The sequence below is a fragment of the Candidatus Koribacter versatilis Ellin345 genome (genome assembly GCF_000014005.1).
Classification (GTDB): Bacteria; Acidobacteriota; Terriglobia; order Terriglobales; family Acidobacteriaceae; genus Korobacter; species Korobacter versatilis_A.
The window spans coordinates 2,148,324-2,172,745 of the sequence record NC_008009.1; the positions used below are offsets into that span (position 1 = coordinate 2,148,324).

20 protein-coding genes are annotated in these 24,422 nt (G+C 58.4%); 10 read left to right on the forward strand and 10 right to left on the reverse strand.

All coding sequences use genetic code 11. From position 1 onward, the window contains the following. Positions 1-142: 142 nt before the first annotated feature. From ACID345_RS09085 to ACID345_RS09095, 3 genes are read right to left on the reverse strand one after another with little or no spacing between them, the layout of a single operon-like run. Positions 143-628 carry a chemotaxis protein CheW gene (locus ACID345_RS09085; protein WP_011522576.1) on the reverse strand — a complete coding sequence of 162 codons (486 nt, stop codon included), beginning with the start codon at positions 626-628 and terminating at the stop codon, positions 143-145. An 11-nt stretch (positions 629-639) separates the two neighbouring features. Further along, entirely contained in the window at positions 640-2,655 is a 2,016-nt protein-coding gene (locus ACID345_RS09090; protein ID WP_011522577.1) for a methyl-accepting chemotaxis protein, read from the reverse strand. Positions 2,656-2,709: 54 nt separating this feature from the next. Beyond that, positions 2,710-3,078, reverse strand: a complete 369-nt coding sequence (locus ACID345_RS09095) for an energy transducer TonB (protein ID WP_011522578.1) — start codon at positions 3,076-3,078, stop codon at positions 2,710-2,712. A gap of 346 nt (positions 3,079-3,424) precedes the next feature. Between ACID345_RS09095 and ACID345_RS09100 the strand changes: the two genes are divergently transcribed. The 6 genes from ACID345_RS09100 (at position 3,425) to ACID345_RS09125 (ending at position 11,752) form a co-directional block, all read left to right on the forward strand. After that, positions 3,425-7,192: a PAS domain S-box protein gene (locus ACID345_RS09100; RefSeq protein ID WP_011522579.1), complete on the forward strand. Its 3,768-nt coding sequence runs from the start codon at positions 3,425-3,427 to the stop codon at positions 7,190-7,192. Next, complete coding sequence (locus ACID345_RS09105; RefSeq protein WP_011522580.1) at positions 7,189-7,578, forward strand: response regulator; 390 nt, start codon at positions 7,189-7,191, stop codon at positions 7,576-7,578. Before ACID345_RS09100 ends, ACID345_RS09105 begins: the two co-directional genes overlap by 4 nt. Continuing rightward, positions 7,575-8,975, forward strand: coding sequence for a sigma-54-dependent transcriptional regulator (locus ACID345_RS09110; RefSeq protein ID WP_011522581.1), 1,401 nt, complete (start codon positions 7,575-7,577; stop codon positions 8,973-8,975). The genes ACID345_RS09105 and ACID345_RS09110 overlap by 4 nt, the downstream gene beginning before the upstream one ends. Before the next feature lie 241 nt (positions 8,976-9,216). Beyond that, positions 9,217-9,522 (forward strand): hypothetical protein, encoded by a 306-nt coding sequence (locus ACID345_RS09115; protein ID WP_148210061.1) that lies wholly within the window; start codon positions 9,217-9,219, stop codon positions 9,520-9,522. Then, positions 9,519-11,063: a hypothetical protein gene (locus ACID345_RS09120; protein WP_011522583.1), complete on the forward strand. Its 1,545-nt coding sequence runs from the start codon at positions 9,519-9,521 to the stop codon at positions 11,061-11,063. The genes ACID345_RS09115 and ACID345_RS09120 overlap by 4 nt, the downstream gene beginning before the upstream one ends. After that, positions 11,060-11,752 carry a histidine kinase dimerization/phospho-acceptor domain-containing protein gene (locus ACID345_RS09125; protein WP_011522584.1) on the forward strand — a complete coding sequence of 231 codons (693 nt, stop codon included), beginning with the start codon at positions 11,060-11,062 and terminating at the stop codon, positions 11,750-11,752. The genes ACID345_RS09120 and ACID345_RS09125 overlap by 4 nt, the downstream gene beginning before the upstream one ends. 139 nt (positions 11,753-11,891) lie before the next feature. Here ACID345_RS09125 and uvrB read toward each other — a convergent pair whose 3' ends face one another. Further along, positions 11,892-13,880 carry an excinuclease ABC subunit UvrB gene (gene uvrB / locus ACID345_RS09130; protein WP_011522585.1) on the reverse strand — a complete coding sequence of 663 codons (1,989 nt, stop codon included), beginning with the start codon at positions 13,878-13,880 and terminating at the stop codon, positions 11,892-11,894. A gap of 256 nt (positions 13,881-14,136) precedes the next feature. Here uvrB and ACID345_RS09135 point away from each other — a divergent pair, with 256 nt between their 5' ends. After that, entirely contained in the window at positions 14,137-15,177 is a 1,041-nt protein-coding gene (locus ACID345_RS09135; RefSeq protein WP_011522586.1) for an acyltransferase family protein, read from the forward strand. Here the strand turns inward: ACID345_RS09135 and ACID345_RS09140 are convergent. After that, complete coding sequence (locus ACID345_RS09140) at positions 15,174-15,854, reverse strand: HAD family hydrolase (RefSeq protein ID WP_011522587.1); 681 nt, start codon at positions 15,852-15,854, stop codon at positions 15,174-15,176. The two genes, ACID345_RS09135 and ACID345_RS09140, sit on opposite strands and share 4 nt — an antisense overlap. 113 nt (positions 15,855-15,967) lie before the next feature. Here ACID345_RS09140 and ACID345_RS09145 point away from each other — a divergent pair, with 113 nt between their 5' ends. Next, a complete protein-coding gene (locus ACID345_RS09145) occupies positions 15,968-16,978 on the forward strand; it encodes an SDR family oxidoreductase (RefSeq protein WP_011522588.1) in 1,011 nt (336 codons plus the stop codon). Positions 16,979-17,109: 131 nt separating this feature from the next. Further along, entirely contained in the window at positions 17,110-19,320 is a 2,211-nt protein-coding gene (locus tag ACID345_RS09150) for an alpha-ketoacid dehydrogenase subunit alpha/beta (RefSeq protein WP_011522589.1), read from the forward strand. 74 nt (positions 19,321-19,394) lie between these two features. On the opposite strand, the gene ACID345_RS09155 is transcribed toward ACID345_RS09150, so the two are convergent. The 5 genes from ACID345_RS09155 to ACID345_RS09175 all read right to left on the reverse strand — a co-directional run bounded on the left by ACID345_RS09155 (position 19,395) and on the right by ACID345_RS09175 (position 23,196). Beyond that, positions 19,395-20,066 carry an RNA polymerase sigma factor gene (locus tag ACID345_RS09155; protein ID WP_011522590.1) on the reverse strand — a complete coding sequence of 224 codons (672 nt, stop codon included), beginning with the start codon at positions 20,064-20,066 and terminating at the stop codon, positions 19,395-19,397. Between the two features lie 63 nt (positions 20,067-20,129). Next, complete coding sequence (locus ACID345_RS25340) at positions 20,130-20,924, reverse strand: DUF2231 domain-containing protein (protein ID WP_011522591.1); 795 nt, start codon at positions 20,922-20,924, stop codon at positions 20,130-20,132. Further along, positions 20,925-21,461 carry a DUF4142 domain-containing protein gene (locus ACID345_RS09165; RefSeq protein ID WP_011522592.1) on the reverse strand — a complete coding sequence of 179 codons (537 nt, stop codon included), beginning with the start codon at positions 21,459-21,461 and terminating at the stop codon, positions 20,925-20,927. Positions 21,462-21,609: 148 nt separating this feature from the next. After that, positions 21,610-22,014 (reverse strand): DoxX family protein, encoded by a 405-nt coding sequence (locus ACID345_RS09170; protein ID WP_011522593.1) that lies wholly within the window; start codon positions 22,012-22,014, stop codon positions 21,610-21,612. Positions 22,015-22,017: 3 nt separating this feature from the next. Further along, positions 22,018-23,196, reverse strand: coding sequence for a saccharopine dehydrogenase family protein (locus tag ACID345_RS09175; protein WP_011522594.1), 1,179 nt, complete (start codon positions 23,194-23,196; stop codon positions 22,018-22,020). 121 nt (positions 23,197-23,317) lie between these two features. On the opposite strand from ACID345_RS09175, the gene ACID345_RS09180 reads away from it, so the two are divergent. Beyond that, positions 23,318-24,391, forward strand: a complete 1,074-nt coding sequence (locus ACID345_RS09180; protein ID WP_041855566.1) for a hypothetical protein — start codon at positions 23,318-23,320, stop codon at positions 24,389-24,391. Positions 24,392-24,422: the final 31 nt, after the last annotated feature.

A 24,422-nucleotide genomic window follows, 5' to 3' on the forward strand; every position in this document is an offset into this window, starting at 1 on the left:
CAGTTCATGAGTGCGTAAACGGCATAGCTAAAGCCATGCCCTGATACCAGCAATTCAAATTTGCAACCGTATCTTCGAGCCCCGAACCCCTTGCTGCAAAATTACTGTCGTACCTTGCGCGACCACCGGCGTGCTGTTACCGCTAGGCGACACCGGCAGCATCGGCGGCTTCCTCTGCGAGGTCGCCAATGCGCTTTAATTCGCCACGCTGCAAAATCTTGGTCAGATCGATCAGAATAATGAGACGGCCCTTGAGCTTGCCGACGCCCGTTACATAATTCAGATCGCCTGCTTCGAAGACATTCGGCGGGTTCTCCACCTGGTCTTCCGGTAGTTTGAGAACTTCGGAGGCCGAGTCCACGATCAAGCCGACTAACTTCTTGTCGAGTTCCACGACCATTACGCGGTTCTTGCGATCGCTGGCGACCTGCTTCTCTCCAAAGCGCTTGCGCAGGTCAATCACCGAGACGATTTTGCCGCGCAGGTTAATGACGCCCTCGATGTAGTCGGGCGCTTCCGGAACCGCAGTAATGTCGGGGACGCGGACGATCTCGTGCACGAAATTGATCGGCACGCCGAAGGTCTCACGACCGACGCGGAACCCGACGAGATGTAAATCCTTCGGCATCGTCCTTCAACCTAAGAGCGCGCTGTCGCGGCGTAGCGTGTGGCCGAGATCCGGTCCGCATTACTTTCCTGGCCGCGATTGCCATTGCGGCCTACGCCGCTGATGGTGTCAATGATGAAGCGATCCATAGCATCGAGCAGTTGGCGCGACATCTTCGACATCTGCTCTGCCGATGCTGCCAACTCCGTTGAACCCGACGTGCTCTGCTGGATCAACTCGCGCATGCGCTCCATGGCGCGAACGACCTGCTGTGCACCGCCCGCCTGTTCTTCGACGGCGGAATTGATCTCGTGCGTAATTTCGTTGAGCCGCGTAGTGGCGCGCGCGATTTGCGACGAACCGTGCGACTGCTCGTTGGTGGCAGCGCCGATCTCCTGCGCGAACTTGTAAACCTCGGTCACGACCGTGCTGATCTTCTTCAGCGCGACGCTGAGTTCGTTGCCGAGCATCAGGCCTTCGTTCACGATGGTGGTGCTCTTCTCCATGTTTTCGACGGCCTTGCGCGCTTCCTTCTGAATGCTCTGGATAAGGTCGGAAATTTCCTTCGTGCTCTGCGCTGATTTTTCAGCGAGCTTGCGAACTTCATCGGCAACGACCGCGAATCCGAGGCCGTGTTCGCCGGCGCGCGCCGCTTCGATCGCAGCGTTCAACGCGAGCAGGTTGGTTTGCTCCGCGAGATCGTCAATGACCTCGATGATCTTGCCAATGTCATCAGCGCGCTGGCCGAGGGCGTCAATGATATCGGACGACGACTGGATCGCCGTGTTGATACGGCCGAGACCGTCGGTCGCCTTGGTCATCGTGGTGATGCCGCTATGCACTTCCTCGCGTGACTTGTTGGAAATGTCGAGGAGAACCTTGGCGGTGTCGGCCACGCGCTGAATGCTGGCGACCATCTGGTCGATGGACGCCGAGGTCTCGCTGACATTCGAGGCCTGCATCTGCGTGTTCTTCACCATGTTCTGCACGTTGACACTCATCTCGTGCATGGTGCTGGTGACTTCGTCGATCGCCGACGACGCTTGCACGCTGATCTTTGCGGATTCGTCGGAGGCATCGGCGACCTGGTTGGAACCGGCAGCGACTTGCGCAGCGCTGTCGCGTACGCGGCCCACGAGCATGCGGAGTCCTTCGGTCATACCGAGGAATGCATTGCCCAGGGTGTCACGGGAAGAACGCGGGCGCACATCCACGGTGAGATCACCACCGGCGATGGCTTCGGAGGTCGAGGCCATCTCGGTGAGGTAAGTGACCATGGAGTTGAACGTCTTGGCGAGATCACCGACCTCGTCATCGCGTTCGATTTCAACGGTGTGTTCAAGGTCGCCCGATTCGCCAATTTCGCCTGCCATCTTGTTGAGGGCGTCGATTGGATCCACAATGCTTTTGGCGGTACGGCGGGCGATGAACAACCCAGCGAGGACCGCAATCAAAGCTACGAAGGCTGAGGCGACCAGTGTGACGAGGGAAGAGGTACTGTCCCGTTCGCGACGCTGCGTCAGTTCCTGCGCGTTGTCACGTTCAGCGTTATCAAGGGCTTCATCCGGCTGCGGTTGGCCCGCCCACTCATTGCTGACGGTGATGTACTTCAACTGAACATCGGTGGCCGTGGCATTGCCCATCTCTACCGACTTGCCGACTTGAATCAGCGGCAGCGCGAACTTTTCTTTCCAGTTGCGATTACGGTCTTCGAGCTCTTTGAGCGCAGTACGCTGGCCTTCGGAATAAGCTTTGGAACGAGCGTCGGAAAGGAGATGATCGAACTCCTCCACCCCGGAATTGAACTTGGCAAGGGGAGCCGGTCCGCCGGTCAGCACATAGCCGGCGAGGGCGACGCGGTTCTCCATCATCTGCATGCGGAGCTTCTCGATTGCGCTCTGCATGTCGATCGCAGTCTGGGCGGCGGCCTTGGCGCTACGTTCGCGCATCACCGAGAGGAAACTCGCGATAAACAGCACCACCACCAACGCGATGATCGCGCCGAACGAAATCATCAGGCGTTTTCGAATTGTGTTACGTCCGGTCATGGAATCCTGTTGCCTCCCCGTGCTGCCTAACACCGGTCTCCGCTAAGAAAACGGTCAATTTGCACCGGGTCCGAAATGAAACTCAATAATCGTGGTGGTCGACTCACCAGCCGGTTCGTACCGCCATTGCTTCGCTGCATCGATTGAAGGACCGATAAGCAGCGGATGGCCGCCAACCGCCTTTGCTTCCGTCACATTGCCGTTAGGGCCAATTACGATTTGCACCTTTACGGTTGCGACGAGATTGATTTTGCGGGCGAGTTCGGGATACGTCGGGACGACCTTGTTCCTGACCTTGCGCGACGTGGCAGACGCTTGCGCTGCGGCCAAAGCCGCGAAGAGCGTCACCACGACGAGCAGGATTCCCAGCGCGCGAGCGAACGTCGCACGGCGGGGAATCTTATGATTGCGTTCAAAACCCATGGCCCTTTCCTTCATCGAGGCACACCGCTGCCTCCTATGGTCTTTGCAACACAAGTGCCAGCTTTGACGTCAGCAGTACTGTATTCCCAGCTTCGCAATAAATCTATGAAGTGGAACCACTTACGTCACTAGATATGCAAACACCAAGGTAATCGGCAAATCCCGTTTGCAAGTTTATGAGTCTCACCGGGTTATGAGAGTAAGGAGTTTGTCTCAGGGTGAGACATAAAGCGTCTTAGTGCCTCGGGTCTGGTGCTATTTGCCTTGACTCAAAATGAGACGGCAGCCTATCGTGCAGTGACGTAAGCATCTACTCTCCTCCCCCTGTTTGAGACGGGACGACCCTATGGCGGCTGGTACCAAGACCAGCGAGATATCCGGCACCTTTCGAGGCGCTCAAGAAGCCCTGCATGAACTTCTGCTGCAATTTCCTGCGACGGTAGATCCCGCAGAAGACCTGGTCGCACTGGTCACGCGGTTTTGCCGTGCGGTGCGGCAGATGTTCGCCGCCTCTGGCGCTTATTGCTGGCTGCTGGCCGAAGGGCGGGAACTGACCGGCTTCGCGGCGGATGGGCTCCAGTCGGCGACTTTTCCGGGAATGAAGCTCTCGCTGGACCAGCCTTCTTTGGCGCGACAGGCGCTGGAGACGGGAAGGGCAGCCTTTGTAAATCAAGTGGAACGCGACCCGGCGTCGCCAGGAGCAATCCTGGCGGTGCCGCTGATGGCAATGTCGCGTGCCACGGGCGTTCTCATCCTGACCCAGCACGACCGGGATCGGGAATTTGAGCACGATACGGCTTCTGCGGTTCTGGTGCTCGGTGCGCATTTAGGGGCGGTGATTTCGAACGCGCGGCTAGCGCTGGCATTGGTGGACGAGCGGCGTCGTAACGAGACTCTGATCGAAGCAGCTGAGAGTTTCAATGTCCGGCTGGGCACGACCGCAGTGAAGCAGTCCATCGCCGATCGCACCCGGCGACTGTTGCAGGCCGAGACAGCTTTAGTCCTGTGGTCGCATCTTGAAGGTTTTTCGCTCGATTCCATCAGTTCGGGCTTGATCGTTCCGGAGCCGGTGCACGTCAGCGGATTTCTCTCGGAACTCGCTTCCCGCGCGGTTGTGGCTCTCGATCCGCTTTTCGGAAAAGCGCCGGACAACGAACCTTTATTACGCGGACAGATCATGGCTGCGCCGCTCCGAACGCACGGCGGGCGAGGCGTGATGATCGTTTCCGGTGGATCCAAAACGTTCTCGGCGCAGGACGAGGTATTGCTGGCGGGATTGGCGACCTTCGGTTCCACCGCCCTGAGCAATGCTGAGCTTCAGGAGACCGCCGAGGTCCACTCTCAAGACCTTCAGCGGCTGCTGGACATTTCCTCCAGCCTGGCGCGCGGAGCGACGGTTGATCGCTTCCTCGATCAATTCGTTTTGCGAACTGCGGAGTTTCTCGAATACGAGCGGGCATGGGTCATCCTCCTCGATGGCGGACAGCCATATTTGCGGTGGACTGCCGACAGTGGAAGTTCACAATCTGAGAACCATCCTCTGACCTCTCCGCTCATACACCAGATCCTACAAAAGGACGAAGCGTTCGCCAGCAATGATGTTTCTGCCGATCCACTTGCAGACCGCGGTTGGGTTCAGCGTCACCAGCTTCGCCAAATCCTGACTGCGCCGTTGCGCACCGCCGGAGGACGAGCGCTGGGGGTGCTGGCGGTCCTCGATCGTAAAGACGGGCGGCCGATCAGCGACTCTGACGGAGGCCGTTTGAAAGCGTTGGCAGCTGAGGCTTCGGTCGTGATCGAGGCTTCCGAGAACTTTGAGCGGCTCGAACAACATCGCCGCCGCGCGGAAGATCTTGTCGGGCTTGCGCTCGCGCTGAATTCCACGTTGGAAGTTGGTGAGCTCGCGCGAGCATTCACGCTCAAGGCGTCCCAGATGCTTGGCGCACCGGCAGCGGCGGCAGTCATCGTTTCGCCCAATGGCTTCGACGCCATCGTACTGCATCCGGAACGTCAAGGCGAAGACCATGTGCTCGCCCATCGCTTGGCCCACGGTTTGGCTGACGTCGTGAGCGCGCATGGTCGCGTCGCCATTCACGGCAGCGCCGCGGAGCTGCTTGGTGACAACCTCGGCAATGCACTGGGTTGGACAGACGTTGCGATTGCGCCTTTGGCGTCGGGTACAGGCGATCTAATCGGCATGTTGTGTCTCGCGAACCGCGGACGCGGGCTCGATGATGTCGAAGCGCACCTTCTGCATGCGGTGGTCGCGCATGCTTCCGTAGCGTTCCAAAACTCAAGGCTATTTGGTCAGATTGCCAACTCCAGCAAGAGCTGGAGCCAGATCTTCGATGCCATTGGCGACCTCATGATCGTTCACGACGATCACAACCGCATCGTGCGGATGAACCGCGCCGTGTCGGAACTCGTTGGGGTCCAAGCGTCGCAACTCACTGGCATGGATGTTCGCGCTCTCGTACCTCTCTGTAGTACCGACGATTCGCCCTGTCCGTTCTGTGCCCTCGAAAGGGAAGGGCTCAGTGAGTACGAGAACCAGGCGCTGCAGCGCTCATATCTGGTCTCCACTTCAATGATCTCTGGCAGCACCGAGGGCCAAGTCGTTCACATCCTGAAAGACATTAGCGATCGTCAGGAAGCCGAGCGTCGCTATCGCGAACTCTTCGACAACATTCACGAAGGGCTCTTCTTCTCCACTCCAGAAGGCCGTTTCGTTGAAGTCAACGATGCATTGGTCAAGATGCTTGGCTATGACAGTCGTGAGGATTTGTTGCAGGTGGACATTACCCACCAACTGCACATCACGCCGGCACATCGGGAGCGGTTCAGCACTTTGCTGGAAGAGCACGGCGCGATGAAAAGCTTCGAGTCCCCTCTGGTGCGCAAAGACGGCAAGATCATCCATACGCTGCAGAATTGTTATGCCGTGCGGGACGCCAGCGGGCGAGTCTTCCAATATCGAGGCCTGATCCTCGACATCACGGAATTGAAATCAGTGCAGACCGACGCTCAGCGCCAGCGCGATTTCAACCTCAAAATCCTCAACAACACGCAGAGCGTAATTATCGTTGCCGACACCGCCGGGCTGATTACCTACGCCAACGATCGCAGCTCCGACGCCTGCGGATATGATCCGGAAGGCCTGGTCGGAAAGCCGCTGTCGTTGCTGGTCTCCGCTGAAAGCCAGGAATTGTTTGCCCGCGCGATTGAAGCGACCAGCAACGGCGAGCAAGTCGAAAGCCTCGATCTTCCCCTGCAATGTGCGGACGATCGCGTGGTGCGCTACAACGTGACTCTCAGCCCGATGCGCGATGAAAGTGGCAACGTCACCAGCATCATCGCCCTCATGACCGACATCACCGACGCTTCAATGCTGCAGGCCAAGCTGATCCACTCCGAAAAAATGGCCGCCGTTGGCCAGCTTGTTTCTGGCGTAGCTCATGAGGTCAACAATCCGCTTACTGCGATCATGGGCTATGCGGACTTGCTGACATCCTCACCGGATATCCCGCCAGATGCACGTCGCGATCTCGGAATTATTCTTCAAGAAGCGCAGCGTACGAAGCAGATCGTTCAAAACCTGCTGAGCTTTGCACGGCAGTCAGTGCCGCATCGAGAACCGGTAGATCTCAATGCCGTCCTCGCGCGCACGTTGCAACTGCGCCAATACGACTTTGTAAACCACGGCGTACGCGTAGAAGAAGATCTCGATCCCAATTTGCCGCCAGTCCTGGGCGATCCCCAGCAATTGCAGCAGGTGTTTCTCAACGTAGTGAACAACGCGTACGATGCGGTTCGCGAGGTCGCACGTCCGCCCGCAGTGCGAATTTCCACGGGAGCGGTGAACGGCGTTGTCGAAGTGCAGATCAGCGATAACGGCCCAGGAATCAGCATGCCCGACCGCATCTTCGACCCATTCTTTACGACCAAGGGTGTAGGCAAGGGGACCGGCCTGGGGCTCAGTATCTGCTACGGCATCGTTCGCGAACATGGCGGCGAGATCACTTGCGTGAATCATCCGGAGGGTCAGGGCGCGACCTTCTTCATACGCCTGCCAATCTATTTGCTGACGCCCGAGAAGGATGAGGTGCGCGCATGATTGCTCCATTGCTCGTGATTGAAGACGAACCTGCGGTGATGTCGTTCGTGCGGCGCGCTCTGGAACGCGGTGGCTACACCGTCGTCGGCGCGAACTCCGGCATGCAGGCGCTCGAGTTGCTGAAGGGGCAGCAGTTCCAGGGGATCATTTCCGACATGCGCACGCCGGGCAATGTGGATGGTGGCGGCGTCTATCACTGGATCCGCGAGCACCGTCCGGAACTTGCCAATCGCATCGTTTTCATCACCGGCGACATCGTGAATGAAGAGACGGTCGCGGTGTTGAAAGAAACCGGCGCTCCTTGTGTAGAGAAGCCGTTCCGCGTGCAGGACCTCATTGCCACAGTCGAGAACACTATCGGCAAACCGCAACAGGAGACGTTATGACGGATGACTATCGCATACGTTTTCTGATCGTGGATGACCAGCAGAGCATTCGCAAGCTTTGCATCGCCATCGGCAACACCCTCGGCTTTATCTGCAGCGAAGCCGAGAGCGCCGAAGCCGCACTGGCGGCGCTCGAAACGCAATCGCCCGACATCATTCTTGCCGACTTACGCATGGGTGAGTTGAGTGGCATCGATTTCCTCGCCAGTGTGAAGAAGCTTCTGCCGCGCACCGAAGTCGCCATCATGACCGGCTATGGCTCGATCGAAACCGCAGTGCAATCGATGAAACTCGGCGCTTACGACTACATCACCAAGCCGTTCCGCGTGGAAGAACTCAAGATCATTCTGCAGAGAATGGCGGAGAAAGTCCGTCTCGTGGCCGAAAACCACTTCCTGCGCGAACGTGTGAACACCGAGATGGAATTGCACGGCATCGTGGGATCTTCAGCAAAGATCCAGGATGTGCTGCGCATGGTCGGTCGCTTGAAAGACACGCGGACCCCGGTGTTGATCTGCGGCGAGAGCGGTACAGGAAAAGAACTCGTCGCCCGCGCCATGCACTTCCGCGGCGGCTTTGCGAAGCGTCCGTTCGTCGCGGTGGATTGCGGGTCGCTGGTTCCCACCCTGATTGAGAGCGAACTCTTCGGCCACGAGAAAGGCGCGTTCACCGGCGCGATCAAGCCGAAAGAAGGTCTGTTCCAGGCAGCGAACGGCGGCACCATCTTCCTCGACGAAATCGGTGAACTTCCGCTGGACTTGCAGGCCAAGTTGCTCCGCGTCCTTCAGGACAAGCAGGTCCGACCGGTGGGCAGCAATCAATCCGTTAAGGTAGATGTACGCGTGATTGCCGCGACCAACCGTGATCTTGAGGCCGGCTACAAGACCGGGACGTTCCGCAAGGACCTTTACTTCCGCCTGAACGTAGTCACGGTTTATCTACCGTCATTGCGTGAGCGGAAATCCGATATTCCTTCGCTCATCCAGCATTTCATCGATCGCCCCTCTGCTGGCCGCGAGGGTGTCGAAGTGACCTCTCAGGCGATGAAGAGCCTGATGCAATACGACTGGCCGGGCAACGTCCGCGAGCTGGAGAACTGTATCGAACGCGCCGTCGCGCTCGGCAATGGGGAAGTGATCGATGTTGACGATCTCCCGCCCTCATTGCAGGCCATGGCGCCGAAGAAAAATGCGCCAGCCGTCTCCGAAGGCTACGACTCCACCGATCTCGAGGACATAGAACGCACAACAATCCAGCGGGTCTTCGATCAAGTGGGCGGAGACAAGGGGCTCGCTCTCAAAATGCTCGGGATTAGTCGTGCGACGCTGTACCGCAAAATCAAGCGCTACAACATCGATATCTCACGCACGGCGAGGGCAGCTGCTTCCGGCGAATAACGTGAGACACTTCGTCTCAGCTTGAGACAACTGCACCAATTCCGGGGCGTCTGACCGTGCAGAGAGCTTAGCGCCTCCATAATTTTCAGTGGTTTACAGCGGCCATGTCTGCCAGTTGGTTTGGTGCGGTGCTTGCATAGTAAGAGCCTCGCAGCGCTACGCACGGACGTTTCCACCGTGCCGTAGCCAGGAGGTATACGTGGCAACCGGACCTGGACCCGCAACAGAAGCAAATTCTTTCGTGCAACGACTGTCCCAATTCTTTCCCGACGCGACCCCCGTTCGCATTCCCGTTCGCCTCACTGGTAAGACAATTTCGGGTAAGCCCTTCTCTGAACGCACTACCATCGAGTTTGGTACTGCGCGCGAAGTGATCTTCGCATCGCACCTGCCGCTGGAGTTTGCCGACACGCTTCGCCTTGAGAATGCCGACGGAAGTCTCAGCGAAGACGTCAGTGTAGTGGCAATTCATTACTTCGATGGCAATACAACCGCCGTCGCCGCGCGGTTTAAAGGCGAAGTCGCGAACTGGATCGTGAAGGGATGACCTCAGCAAGCCCACAGTCCGAACCACGGACTGCGACGTCGGAGTGGCGCACAGCCCGACGGCTGTATGCGATCTACTCCAACGTGATTGCGCATTTCGATGTCGGCGTGCCACCGTGCCCCGACCTCGAGTGTCCGATCGATCGCCCAGACTTTGGGTCTCGCGGACGCATACGCAATTGGCTGAACCTGATGGACAACCACTGCCCCGTCACTTTCCTGCGGCAGGTGTTGCAACGCGATCCCATCGGTACGGAAGCAAACATGCGGGCACTCATTCTGCGCCACCTCGACCGTCCGCACAAAACCGAATTCGATCGCGATAAGCTCGACTTCCTGCTGGTGCAATATTTTGCTCACTGCGTTCCGGACGACCTGAGCCCCGGCGAGTTAACGATCGCCGAGGTTGGCCGCGTGCTTGAACCCGTGCTCGGACACTGGAGTCCGGTGACACCGTATTGGTTAAAGCCGCTCGAGGACCTCGCCGAAGATGTCGCCAAGTGCCATTGCATGGCCGATCTCGACGAGTTCAAGATCCTCGAGCGTGGCCGCGACGTTAAGACCGTCGTTGGGAACAGATTCTTTGAACCGCCTGCTCTGATCGCGTTTACCCGTTACAACATCATCCTGCGGCGCGCGTTCTTCTACACCATGCGCGCCGACTTGGAGATGATTCGCGTCAACCTGGTGCGCCTCCAGAAGCATGGTGTGAAATCCATTGATGGAACGCGTGCTGGGCTCTCCGAACGTGAGGCGCTGAGCAGCGTGCAACGAATCTGTCAGGAGTGGCGCAGCATTTTTCGCACCGACTACTCCGCCGGGCACGTCTTCCGTTCCATCAAAGAATTGCGCGCGTGCACCGATGGAGCCCTCGCCGAGATCAAGCGCAAGCACGAAGAGGAACAAGCGAAGGAAGGGCGCCGCAAAGCCAAAGAATCTGCGGAGCAGGACAGCGAAGCGGTATCGCTCGGGATCCAGTTGGAAGTGGACCTCTCCGACAACGTGACCGACGAAGAACTCAACCGGGCACTCTCGGTGTTCGAGCACGAAGCCGATCCCGAAAATACGGTAGAGCGCGCGTACCCCGAACTTACGGTGGATGCCGACCCGATCGCCGGCACGCCGGCGCGTTACAAGATTCCCGACGTTATCGGCAGAATTCATGCGCAGATTGTGAAAGCGCAGGAGGGGGCGGCTAAGCCTCTTTCGGTGCGGCTCGACAACTCTGCAATTCGTCTCGCTTCCTGGGAAGTGAAGGCGTTTTCGGTCGAAGAAGACGATCCCGTCACCGCGATCCGGCGCTCCGTGGCCGCGCGATTGATTCTGCAAGAAGCGTTTGACGACTTTCAGGACGGTTTCACTGCCGACCTCCGGGTCGCGCTGACCATCGCGCACGCCGAAGCCGGTCGAATGCAGGAGCGCATTGCCGAGGCCCGCGACGCGCGCGATCTGGACCTCATCGTTTTTCTGGCCGCCACTGGTCAGCGGATGCTGGAGTTGATGCACGAAGCGCAATTCGCCTGGAATGAGGAAATGCGATGAAACAGCCGACCGTCCTGGTGGTCTCCGACCAGGGGGAGTTCGCGCAGACGCTGATGAGTCGCTGGCACTCCGAGCGCACCGTCCCGGCGTTTACGGTGATGAACAGCGAGGTGTTCCACGCCAACGCGGGACAATCGTGCGACCTCATCATCGTGGGGCCAGTCGCGCGACAACGGTTTTCGGCACTCATGACCTTACTGGCCACACTCACACAGCCCGTCATCGTAGTCGCCGGCGACGCTGTTGATGCGATGAGCGCGAATAGTAAGAGCGCTCGCATCATGGTGCTTCGCCAGCATGAAGGCTGGGTGGACTTGCTGATCCTGCTAAGTTCCGAATGTTTGCGTCGCCTCGAAGCCACGGAGCGCGCCGAGAAAGCTGAGCAGTCATCTGCCGAACTCGCCGGACAAGCCATGCTGGGCCGCTACATGCTCGATATGCGCCACAGCCTGAACAATGCGCTCACTTCGGTATTGGGCAATGCGGAGCTGCTGCTGCTGGAACCGGGAAATTTCTCGGAAGAAGTCCGCGACCAGCTTGCGACGATCCGGACCATGTCGCTGCGTATGAACGAAATTCTTGCGCGCTTCTCGTCCCTCGAAACCGAACTTACCTTCGCAAAACGCGACTCGCAGCGCGAACCGCTCGCGTATGTTCGCTCCAATGCTGCTGGCTGGAGCACCTTCTAGCGCTCATGCTGAAGAGAGAAGTTCTGCGCGATATCGCAAGGAAGAAGAAAGAACTGAGCGAACTTCTCGAAAAGCATCGTCGTTTGGAAAAAGAGATTGCAGAGGAGCGGAAGAAATCTCCGCCCCGGAGCAAGCGATCCTAAGTGAACATGAACTCTTTGGTCCGTAGTTCCTTGATCTGATCGCGCAGCTTCGCCGCCTTCTCGAACTCAAATCGCTTGGCCGCTTCGCGCATCTCGCCCTCGAGTTTCTCCACGAACTTATCCAACTGCTCCTGCGATTTGAACTCCGGTATCTCATCCGGCTGCGCGGTGAGATCCACGTAGTCCGCGCCCACGATCGCAGCCAGGGCCATATCTACTGGGCGAACGATCGACTCCGGCGTGATGCCGTGCTCCACGTTGTAAGCCTCCTGAATCGCGCGGCGACGATAGGTCTCGTCCATCGCCTTCTTCATCGAGTCAGTCATGCGGTCCGCATAAAGGATCGCGCGCCCTTCGAGATTACGGGCGCAACGGCCCATGGTCTGGATGAGCGAGCCCTGCGAGCGCAGGAAGCCTTCTTTGTCGGCGTCCAGAATCGCCACCAGCGAAACCTCAGGTAAGTCGAGCCCTTCGCGCAACAGATTGATGCCGATCAATACATCGAACTCACCCTTGCGAAGATCACGCAGGATCTTGATGCGCTCCAGCGTTTCAATCTCGGAGTGCATGTAGCGGCAGCGCACGCCGACCTCGGTGTAGTACTCGCTGAGGTCCTCGGCCATGCGCTTGGTCAGAGTCGTCACCAGCACGCGTTCTCTCTTTTCCGCGCGCTTCCGGATCTCGTGCAGCAGGTCGTCAATCTGTCCTTTTACCGGACGGACTTCGACTTCCGGGTCGATCAATCCCGTCGGGCGAATAATCTGCTCCACGACCACGCCTGCGGCTTTCGTCAGCTCATACGGTCCCGGCGTCGCCGAAACGTACACCGCCTGGTTCACGCGGTTCTCAAACTCTTCAAACGTCAGCGGACGATTGTCCAACGCGCTCGGCAGCCGGAAGCCGTACTCGATCAGGTTCTCTTTGCGTGAACGGTCGCCGTGCCACATGCCATGTAGCTGCGGGACGGTCTGGTGTGACTCGTCAATGAAGAGCAAGAACTCCCGCGGCATGTAGTCGAGCAACGTCGGCGGCGGCTCGCCTGGTAGTCGGCCGGTAAAGTGCCGCGAGTAGTTCTCGATGCCGTGGCAGTAGCCCATCTCCTTGATCATTTCGAGATCGAAGCGCGTGCGCTGGTGAATGCGTTGCGATTCCACCAGGCGTCCCTGCTTCTGCAGTTCGTTCTCCCACCAGCCGAGTTCTTCAAGAATCGTGGTAACCGCCGAATTCTTGCGCTCCGGCTTCATCACGTAGTGCGTTTTCGGATAAATCGGCAGCCGCTGGTACTTCTGTTTTACCGTGCCGAACAGCGGATCAATCTGCGAGAGCGACTCGACTTCGTCCCCGAACATCTCAATGCGATAGGCGGTGTCTTCGTAAGTCGGAAAGATCTCGATTACGTCGCCGCGCACTCGAAAGGTTCCGCGCCGGAAATCTTCGTTGGTGCGCTCATAAAGGATCTCGACCAGCTTCTTCAGGATGTCGTCGCGCTTGATGCGCTGGCCCTTCTCGAGGAAGAGCAACATGCCGTAGTACGCTTCCGGCGAACCAAGGCCGTAGATGCAGCTCACGCTCGCCACGATGATCACGTCGCGCCGCTCGAACAAGGACCGGGTCGCTGCGAGCCGTAGCTTGTCTAGCTCGTCGTTAACCGTCGCTTCTTTCTCGATATAAACGTCGCCAGCAGGGATGTAGGCCTCCGGCTGGTAGTAGTCGTAATACGAGACGAAGTACTCGACAGCATTGTTCGGGAAGAAGTTCTTGAACTCGTGATAAAGCTGCGCCGCCAGCGTCTTGTTGTGCGCCAGGATGAGCGCCGGGCGGTTCAGCTGCTCGATGATCTTCGCCATCGTGAAGGTCTTACCGGAGCCGGTTACGCCGAGCAGCACCTGGTGCTTTTCGCCGTCGCGAATCCCGCCGGTCAGTTGTTCAATCGCACGGGCTTGGTCGCCCTGAGGTTTATACGGGGAGCTTACCTTGAGATCCATGATTCCGTCGCCCAGACGGTGAGCAAAATGATCCGGAACCCGCACAGATACGAATTTCGGCGTCTGGGTATCTCTTTATTATAGCGGGAACTTCGGAGAGGATTCGCGCGGCAGCCGGCCCTCAGCGAAAGCACTGATTGCGCAGATTAGCAGTTCCGTTTACTTTATATGTATTAGAAGGATCTGGCGAAACGTCAGATTACGCCGAGCATTCTCGCCCACTTAATGACGGCGTGTCCTGCTCCTAACACACAGAATGAACAACAGAATTACTCAATTAGACGGGCTGCGGGCATTCGCTTTTCTCGCCGTATTTGTCCATCACGCATTCAAGGCGCCATTGCTGTGGATGGGGGTCGACCTCTTCTTCGTGATGAGCGGTTTCCTCATCACGCGTATTCTCCTAGGTTTGAAGGAGAAGGGAAAAGGCTTCTTCGGCCCGTTTTACGCTCGTCGCGCCCGACGAATTTTGCCCCCCTACCTCTTGTTTATCGTGTTCAGCACCATCGTCATTCCAGTTGCATGGAAGCACATCTGGTTCTACTACGCTTTCTTCGCGGCAAACGTGGCCGAAATGCTTGGTGTTGGTGGTGGCCGCGCCCTCGCTCCTCTGTGGTCCCTTGCAGTCGAAGAGCAGTTCTACTTGGTGTGGCCGTTCGTTGTGCTCCTAACTTCCCGCAAGAACCTGAAGCGGATCTGCCTTGTCGGCGTCTTCGCGTTGCCGATCATTCGCGCCTTGGCCACTCCTTACGTTTCGTTTTCTGTCATCTACCACATGACGTTTTTCCGAATGGACCTTTTGATGGCAGGAAGTTTCGTCGGAATGGTGTGGGATGAGGACAGGAGCAAAGTAATGTCCTATCAACGGATGGCGGGAGTTATGACCCTCATCGTCCCCCTCGCAATTCTCGCGTTGGCCAGGATCCCAAGTTTTCGCACCGGCGCCAACTCGGTTCTCTTTAACGGAGTCGGCTACAGTCTCGCGTTAGTCATGTTCACGTCCGTCCTGGTGTATTCGTTGAGCATTCGCGAAGGCATGGTTTTTCGGCTGCTCACATCGGGCCTCCTTACCTATCTGGGGAGAATCAGCTACATGATGTATCTCGTTCATGCCACGATGATCGTGCTCGTGGAAAAGCTGGCTCTTCACGGTCACAAAGGACTGGTCGTCGAGAGCGCGATCGCCCTCGCGGCAACCGTTGCGTTCGCGTCACTCTCTTGGAAGTTTGTCGAAGGACCGATTCTCAACGCCGGCCACGTCCCGCCCAAACTTACAAATGTCGCGGCGGCCAGCTAGCCCCCCAGCACCTGCGCCAACTCCGCGGGCGTATCCACAAGAACATCCGGCGGGGCATGCTTAAAGCCTTCCGGTGCGAATCCGTAGGTGACGCCGACGCTCCACATCCCCGCGTTGTGCGCGGTCAGGCTATCAATCTGCGAATCTCCGACCATCACCGTCTCTTCTGGCGTACAGCCAAATTCGTGCATCAGTGCCTTGGCACCGAGTGGATCGGGCTTCTTGGTATCGAAGCTGTTGCCGCCATACACCTGTGCAAAGAATTCGCTCAGTCCAAGGCCGGCGACAATGTCGCGTGATGGCCGCACCGGTTTATTCGTTAACACCGCCTGCTTGCGTCCGTTGATCCCGATCGCGTGCAGCGCAGGAATGATTCCGTCGTACACATAGGTGTTGTCCAGCTTGTGTTCGCGGTAATAAAGCAGGAAATATTCGAGCGCCTCTTTTACGAAGCCCTCGTCGTTGGGATCGCCAAGCGCCCGACGCACCAGCATCGGCGCACCATCGCCGATATAGGTCCCGATGGTCTCCACCGGCAGCTCCTGCCGATGAAACTGCCGCAGCATGGCGTTAATGGCATGTGCAAGGTCGAGTTCAGAATTTACCAACGTGCCGTCAAGGTCCCAGAGCACAAGCTTGATCTGGGCAACAGGAATAGAGCGGTTCGTATGAATCATTCTCTTTAAGTATAAAACCGTCGATGATGTGGGTGCCCAGCCCTTCTCGAAGGGAGAGTGGTTGCGATACCGCCCGCGCTCCATCGATACTGTCCTGTCACGAAAGGGAACTCATGCGCGTCCTCATCATCGGCGGCACTCGCAACCTCGGGCCCTCCATCATCTCTGCCCTCGTCACCGCGGGCCACCAGGTCACCATCTTCCATCGCGGCCGAACTCTTTACGACCTCCCTCGCGAAGTCGAAGTCCTGAACGGCGACCGCGCCCAGCGGGCCGATTGCGAGCGCAGTTTCGGAGGCCGCGACTTCGACGCCGTCATCGACACCACGCTTTACAACGGCCGCGACGCCGCGATCGCCACTGAAATCTTCGAAGGCCACGTCTGCCAATACATTTTCATATCAACAGGACAGGTCTATCTCGTCCGCACCGGCCCGCAGCGTCCATTCCGCGAAACCGACTACGACGGCCCGCTCATGCCGGAGCCGCCGAAAGACCATCATCAAGATCACGACAACTGGGTCTACGGCATCGAGAAGCGAGAGGCCGAAGACATCCTCGCCGAGGTCCACGCGAAGCACGCTTTCCCATATGTCTCGCTCCGCCTGCCGATGGTCAACAGCGAGCGCGACCACTACCATCGCCTGCAGAACTACCTCCTTCGCATGTGGGATGGCAGCCCGCTGCTCATTCCCGACGAGCCCGGCCTTCCGGTTCGACACGTTTACGGCCAGGACGTTGTTCGCGCCATCGAACTCTGTTTGGCGAATCGCGAAACCATCGGTCGCGCCTACAACATCGGCCAGGACGAAACGCTTTCCCTCCGCGAGTTCCTCGATCTCACAGCCGAGATCGCACATTCCAAGCCCCAGATCGCCGCCTTCCCGCGCCCGTTGCTCGATTCCGCGCGCCTGCTGCCGGCATGTTCGCCCTTCAGCGGTCCTTGGATGTCGAGTCTCGACAACGCGCACAGCAAGCAGGAACTCGGGATGACGTACACCCCGCTTCGTGCCTATCTCGCCAAGCTGGTCGAGTATTTCCGCGAGCACCGCGAGCCGGCGCCGCCTGGCTTCGAAGAGCATCGCAACCGGGAACTTGCTTTTGCACAGCATCATGGAGCCTAGGAAAACATCTAATCGGAGTGGCATTTCTGTACGCTAAAATAGGGAGAACACCTGTGGGGTTAACAGCAGCAGGACCGAATGGCTTGCATGCTCAGGTCGCCCCTGTTCGATCGCTCTTACCGAGGAATTGAATGGCAACGACGAAGGCTGAGCCGAAGCCGGCGACTGCGAGCACGAAAGCCGTGAACAAGACTTACGAAGGGCTGACCCGCGAGGACCTGCTTCGCGCCTATCGGCTCATGTACCTCTCGCGCCGCATTGACGACCGCGAGATCCTGCTCAAGCGCCAGCAGCGGGTGTTCTTCCAGATCTCCGGCGCCGGCCACGAGGCGATGCTTGTCGCCGCGGGCCTCCTTCTCAAACCGGGCTATGACTGGTTCTTCCCCTACTACCGCGATCGCGCGCTCTGCCTCGCGCTCGGTATGACTGCCGAAGAGATGTTGCTCGGCGCCGTCGGCGCAGCTGCCGATCCCAACTCCGGCGGACGCCAGATGCCTTCGCACTGGGGACACAAAGGCCTGAACATCGTCACTGGATCTTCGCCGACCGGATCGCAAATTCTGCATGCGGTCGGCTGCGCTGAAGCCGGGCGATTGTTCAATGCGCACCCGGATTCCGCTGCGAAGGCCGAAGGCGATTACCGCGAATTCAAAGACGTCGTCTTCCATGGCGACGAAGTCAGCTACGTCTCCTGTGGCGATGGAACCACCAGCCAGGGCGAGTTCTGGGAAGCCCTGAGTTCGGCCTCGAACAACAAGCTGCCGGTGCTCTTCGTCGTAGAAGACAACGGCTACGCCATCTCAACGCCCGTCGAAGTGAATACTCCGGGCGGCAACATCAGCAAGGTCGTCTCCGGCTTCCCGAACTTCCACTTTGAAGAATGCGACGGCACCGAGGTTCTCGAGAGTTATCGGGCGTTCAAGCGTGCTATCGACTACATCCGCGCCGGCAAAGGCCCCGCGTTCGTTCACGGCCACGTAATTCGTCCGTACTCGCACTCTCTGTCAGACGACGAAAAACTCTATCGCCCGGAAGCCGAGCGCAAAGACGAAGCCAATCGCGACCCGATCACCAAGTTCTACAAGTGGCTCGTCGCCGAAAGCCTGGCGACCGACAAGGAATTAAAAGACCTGCAGACGGACGTCGACACCGAGGTCCAGGACTCATCCGATCGCGCCGTCGAAGCGCCCATTCCCGCACTCGACAGCTACTCTCAGCATCTGTACTCGTCCACGCTCGACCCGGCATCGGCGGCGTTTGAAACGCGCCCTCAGTTCCCGGTCCACGTCGAGGGCGAAACTGCGGTCGCGCCCGCCAAGACCATGGCCGACCTCATCAATGCCTGCCTGAAGGACGAGATGAAGCGCGACCCGCGCATCGTGATCTTCGGCGAAGACGTTGCCGATTGCAGTCGCGAAGAATATTTGAAGCAGAAGCAGGTGAAAGGGAAGGGCGGCGTCTTCAAGCTAACTTCCGGCTTGCAGATGGAGTATGGCGCCGACCGCGTCTTCAATTCACCGCTTGCGGAAGCCAACATCGTTGGCCGCGCGACAGGCATGGCCGTTCGCGGATTGAAGCCTGTGGTCGAGATCCAGTTCTTCGATTACATCTGGCCCGCAATGCACCAGCTTCGCAACGAGCTCCCGGTTGTCCGCTGGCGCTCGAATGGCGCGTTCTCATCGCCGGCTGTAATACGTGTGGCCATCGGCGGTTATCTCACCGGAGGCGCGATCTATCACTCGCAGTGCGGCGAGAGCATCTTCACGCACACGCCAGGCATGCGCGTGATCTTCCCATCCAACGCGCTTGACGCCAACGGCCTGCTGCGCACTGCCATTCGTTGCGATGATCCTGTGCTCTTCCTCGAGCACAAGCGGCTCTATCGCGAAACGTTTGGCCGCTCGCCTTATCCGGGACCGGATTACATGGTCCCGTTCGGCAAGGCGAAGATCGTCAAAGCCGGACACGACATCACCGTCGTGACCTATGGTGCGGTCGTTCCGCGCGCGTTGCAGGCGGCGCAGAAGATCGAGCGCGAAAACGGTGTCAGTGTGGAACTCATCGATCTGCGAACGCTCAATCCGTACGACTTCGAAGCGATCGCGGAATCAATCCACAAGACAAACCGCGTGATCGTTGCGCACGAAGATACGCTGAGCTGGGGCTACGGCGCGGAGATCGCGGCCCGCATCGCCGACGAACTCTTCGACGAACTCGACGCGCCCGTCAAGCGTGTCGCCGCAAAAGATACGTTCGTTGCCTATCAGCCTGCATTGGAAGACGTCATCCTTCCGCAGTCAGATGACCTCTTCGCAGCGATGCTGGAGATGAGCAAGTACTAGCTCTTCGTTCGAGCGTGAAAATGGCGCGGCCTCTGAGGTCGCGCCATCTCTTTGCCTTCAAGAGTGCGAAGTGCTCACTCAGCGATGCGTCGCAGAACGTTGGCGACGACCCGGTCGCAGCGCGGGGCCTGGATCTGGAATGCTGATGTGCTCGTGGCTCCAACCAGTGCGAAGAGTTTTCTGCGGACCAGCGCGCGAGCGCGATGCAGCCGGACGCGCACCGTCGCTTCGGTAAGTTCGAGCATGGCGGCGGTATCGGCGGTCGTCATGTCTTCCACATCGTGCATCATGAGCACGCTGCGATAGCGCAGCGGCAGCGTCATAATGGCGCGCTCGAGCAGGCGCTGAGTTTCGCCAGAAGCGCTCTGTGCTTCGGGAGTCGGAGCCACGTCGGCGATGTCAGGGGTAGCCGCGGGATCGTTGAGGTCCTTGTATTCCAAGCGGCTGGCTTTGGAGAGGCGCGCCAAGGCTTCATTCACGGCGATGTGTCCGATCCAGGTGGAAAACGTGCTTCGACCTTCGTACTGACTCAGATTGCGAAAGGCCCTGAGGTATGCCTCCTGCATTACGTCTTCCGCCTCGGCGTCGTCGCGGAGCACTGAGCGGATCAGCCGGTATAGTCGCTGATTGTAGCGACGCATCAGCAGTTCATAGGCCGGGGAATCGCCGGCCAGAACCCGCTCAATGATCTCCTGGTCGGACCATTCCGACAGCCGAGTTTTGTCCAATACTTGGGAAGCAGTCATCTCGATCTCCCTATGACTGATTGAGCGACGGGCCCAAACGTTACAGTTTTCTGCATTGGATGATCATTTTCCGAAAAGCATCCTGCCGCCAAGAGATCCCTGGTACACCAAGGCAAGTACCAGTACAAAAGCGCACGTGAGATAGGCCGTGCTCGGGGGGTCTCCGAGTTTCTGAGCCCGCCATCGCCATGCTGCCAAACCGATGAACGCGAACGCGGCGAACGAACCGAGCCAGGCATGAACCATGACCAGGTGCGGTGGAAGATCCGCTCCGGCACTGCGCTTCCACCACCATCCTGCGAGTGCGGTGAGTGGCGTAATTACGGCGGCGTAGAGCGTCATCCACCAGCCTGCTTGATGCAAAGTTGGGCGGCGAAACATGCGTCCCAACAGATCGCTGAGGAATGCGAGCGGCAGCAACGCTGCGGTAAAATTCACCAGGATCGGATGGAACTGTTGCGGCGCCGTCGGCGGCGCCCATTTCAGAGATGCGCTTGTTTGATCCTGCGCGGCAGCGATCGAAACGAGCACCGTTGCCGCCATATTGGGATGTGGACGACAGTGATACCCAACCGACCCTGCATTGGCGAACGAATGCTGCCAAGTGGAGCCGGGTGCGATCAATCCTGAATCGAAGCTGCCATCATCGGCGGTCACGGTGTGGGAAAAAATGTCTTCGTTCATCCACGTAACCGTTTCGCCGGTGTTGATCTCGAGTTTCGCCGGGGAAAATCGCATCTCCCGCATGGTCACGGTGGTCTGTGCCGGGATTTCTCCAAACAGCGGCAGGGTCGCCGCAATCAAGACGAAGAGAAACAAGAGCGGCGACCCAATCCGCCAAGTGCGTCGGGCGAACATTTACTGTGCGCCCTGCAACGATTGCTGTAGGTGCTGGGCGTGCTCGAGATGTCCCTGCAAAAGCGGTGCGGCGCCTTGCAGAGCAGATTTCAGCTCCGCATTCTGCGCATTCGGGATCAGCGTTTTCGTCGCCGCATCGATGACCGCCTGATGGTAGGCAACTTCGTGCGAAACATATTCCTGATCGAAAGCTTTTCCGCTAAGCGACTTGAGTTTCTTCGCCTCGTCGGCCGCGCCTTGCTTCAACTGCTTCGAGATGTCGCTGTCCTGCGGTGTGACATTCAATTTCTTGGCGAGATCGGCAACCGACTTTTCGAGACTGGTATGGTCGGCGATCATCTGGTTGGCGAACTCTTTCACTTGCGCGTCCTTCGACTTCTGCAGCGCAATATGCGCCGTGTCGATGTCGATCTTGTTCGCGGTCTGCACCACGCCTGCGATCTGTGGGTCTGACGGGGCCTGTGCGTGCAGCCCGCGAGGTGCAAGGGTGAGCACGGTGGCAACGGCTAGTGCTGAGACAAACAGGGAACTCCTCATTCGTGTAATCCTCCTCGGCTATGCTGATGATGCTTGCGCTGCGGGCTTTTACCATCCCGCATATACGTACAGAGCTGCGAGGCGGCAGATTCATTACACAAATTAAAAGGCGCACTCGAAGGTGCGCCCTTGTTGGAAGAACGCGAATTTACTTACCGCGGTTGCCCATTAGCCAATCCACTGAAATCGCACCCGCGCCCGTGAGGATCAGGCAGAACGCCATCGCGGCAAACGCGAGCACATTTTGGTATCCGCCCTGGCCAGCCAAGCCGTTGTGGATATGCACTTTGACCATCGCCACCAGCATGTCCACCATCACGAGCAGCGCGGCGATCCGCGTGCCAAAGCCCACGATCAGCAGGATGCCGCCGAGGAATTCAGCCGCTATCGAGAGATACGCCAGCCATCCCGGCATTCCGAGATGAGCCACCATCTCGACGTGGTGACTCATGCCTCCATGGATCTTTTGCCAGCCGTGCACCGCCATGATCAGGCCGAGCACAACTCGCAGCGCGAGCAATCCCAACGGTTGTAATCGATTTAGGAATCCCACTGCTTACGCTCCGACCTCGCATTCCTCAGGTTGTGCGACTGCCACTTCGTACGCGATCGGCAGGCCGCGCTGCGCCATCTCGTCGAGGAACTTTTCGGCGGGAACATCGCGTTCCTGCAGGACGTCGCCACGCTTAGTGATCTCGCCGCTTGCCATCATCTGCAGAACGATCGAAGCGGGCCACGCGGTGGTGCGCATCATCGAGGTCAGTTTCGTCTCGGGATCGGTCTTGTCAATTAAGGTGAACGAAGCGACCTCACCGTTTTGATGCGCCTCGACGCGCAGGATCGTGGCCTCCGACGCATCGTCCACGAACTTCTCCAGGAAGAGGCTCGTAGTCATTTGGCGCGGAGTGATTTCGTGCTGCCCGATCTTGCGCTTTTCGCTGGAGAAGAACCCGAAGTCATAAAGGCTGCGAATCATTGCGCAGTGGCCCTTGTAGCGGATCGTCTTTTCGAAGCATTCGCCCACGTTCTTGCCGAAGGTCTCCGGCATGGTGGAGGTGCCGCCCGAGGTGTGAAACGCTTCCAGCGCCGGCCATCCCTCGATATTGAACTCTTCGATTTCGCTCAGCGGATCGATCATGGTGAGCTCACCGTCGCGCAGGATTCGCGCCGGTTCGCAGTATTCGTTAATCAGGCCTTCCACGGAAAACACGAGCTGATAGTTAAACGGGGCCTTCGGATTCTGCGGCAATCCGCCGACGTAAACCTTCAACGAATCGGCCCTGCCACCAACGCGACGCAGCAATTCGCCACCCAGGATGGAAGCCATGCCGGGCGAGAGCCCGCAATCCGGCGCAAGGCCAACGCCGTTCTTCTTCGCTTCCTGTGCCAGCTCAAGCGTCTGGCGAACCACAACGTTGTTTCCACCAAGATCGGCAAAATGACACTTGCTCTCGATCGCCGTCTTAGCCAGCCCGAGATTGAAGAAGTAGGGAACCGCCGACAAAACGCCGTCATGGCCCTTCATCAGTTGCGCGACCTTCTCCAGGTCGGCAGCATCAACAGAAGCGCCCTCCACCTTCTTGTTATCCGTAAGGTTGTTGATGCGCTCTACCGCCTCTGCGACGCGCCTGGCATCGGAATCGGCCAGCGTCACCTCGGATACCTGCGGCTGTCGCGCCATGTCGTACGCAGCAGCCGAGCCCATCATTCCAGCCCCAATTACCAGTAACTTCATATAAGGCCCTCAGTTTTAAATGACAACTAATTAGCTTAAATCATCGCACCACAATGTTGGTACCCCAGCCTTCCCGAAGGGAGGCTGGGTGAACACAAACTCCTCTAGTATCCTGTCTCCAATGCCTCGCCCATCCGCTTTCGGCCGTGGATTTCGCACGCTGCGTCGCGAGCCCGCGGTGCTTGCCGCGGAGATCGGATGGCGCTGGCTCTTTGGCGGCATCGCAACCGCACTGCTGCTTTGGGCGACGCTTTCGTTCCTTCACGCGGTTGACGTTTCGCGCTCCAACCAATTCCTGCTGGGCACGCTCAATCCCGAACTGATGAGCTACGCCCTGCGCGACATGTTCCACGGCAAATGGTGGATGTTCGCACGCCTCACTGCCATCGTAAGCATCTCGCTGTCGTTACTGTGGATTATCACCGCGACCATCGCCCGCTCGGTAACCACGCGCGTGCTGGTTGAGCGCGCAGCGGAAGATTACGAGACCGAACGCGAGACCGCTCCCAACCTCGGTGCGATCTTCGGCATTCAGTTCGTCCGCATTGCACTGCTGTGGATCGGCCTCGCTGCTTATTTCTTAAGCTCGCTGATTGCCGCTCGGCTCACCGTGCGCGGCTCTGAAACGCATACCGGTGCATTCCTCGTCCTCTTCCTGTGCATGTTCAGCGTGGCAGCAATCGTCCTTTCGTTCTTCAACTGGATATTGTTTCTCGCGCCGATCTTCGCCATCCGCGATTCGCTCTCCTTCACCTCAGCGACGATCGAAGCCTGGCAGTTCTCCCGGGCTCGCGCCGGTAGCCTCTTCGGCTTGAACCTCGCACATGCAGGCTTCCGTCTCGTCTGGCTGGTATTCATGAGCGGCGTGATCTTCGTGCCGTTCGGCTTCGCCCGCATCCTCCCGAAGTCCGTTGTACTCCTCGCGACCGTCGTTCTCTCTCTCGTATACTTCGCCGTCGCCGATGCACTGTTCGTAGCCCGCTGGGCGGGCTTCATCGAGATAGCTGAACAGGAACTTCATCCGGAGCCCGAGGTGCCGCCGCAGCCCTTCTACCAGCCGCCCGCGCCGCAGGAAACGATGCCCCAGGATGCGGAGATCGAGGCAGCCACGTTTGAAGGAGCGCAAATCGGGGCCGACCCCGAGCCTTTCGACGTAGAACCTACGTCCGTCCCTCCGGAAACTCCCGGAAACTAACTTCCTGCTTTACACTCTTTGTCACCTCTGA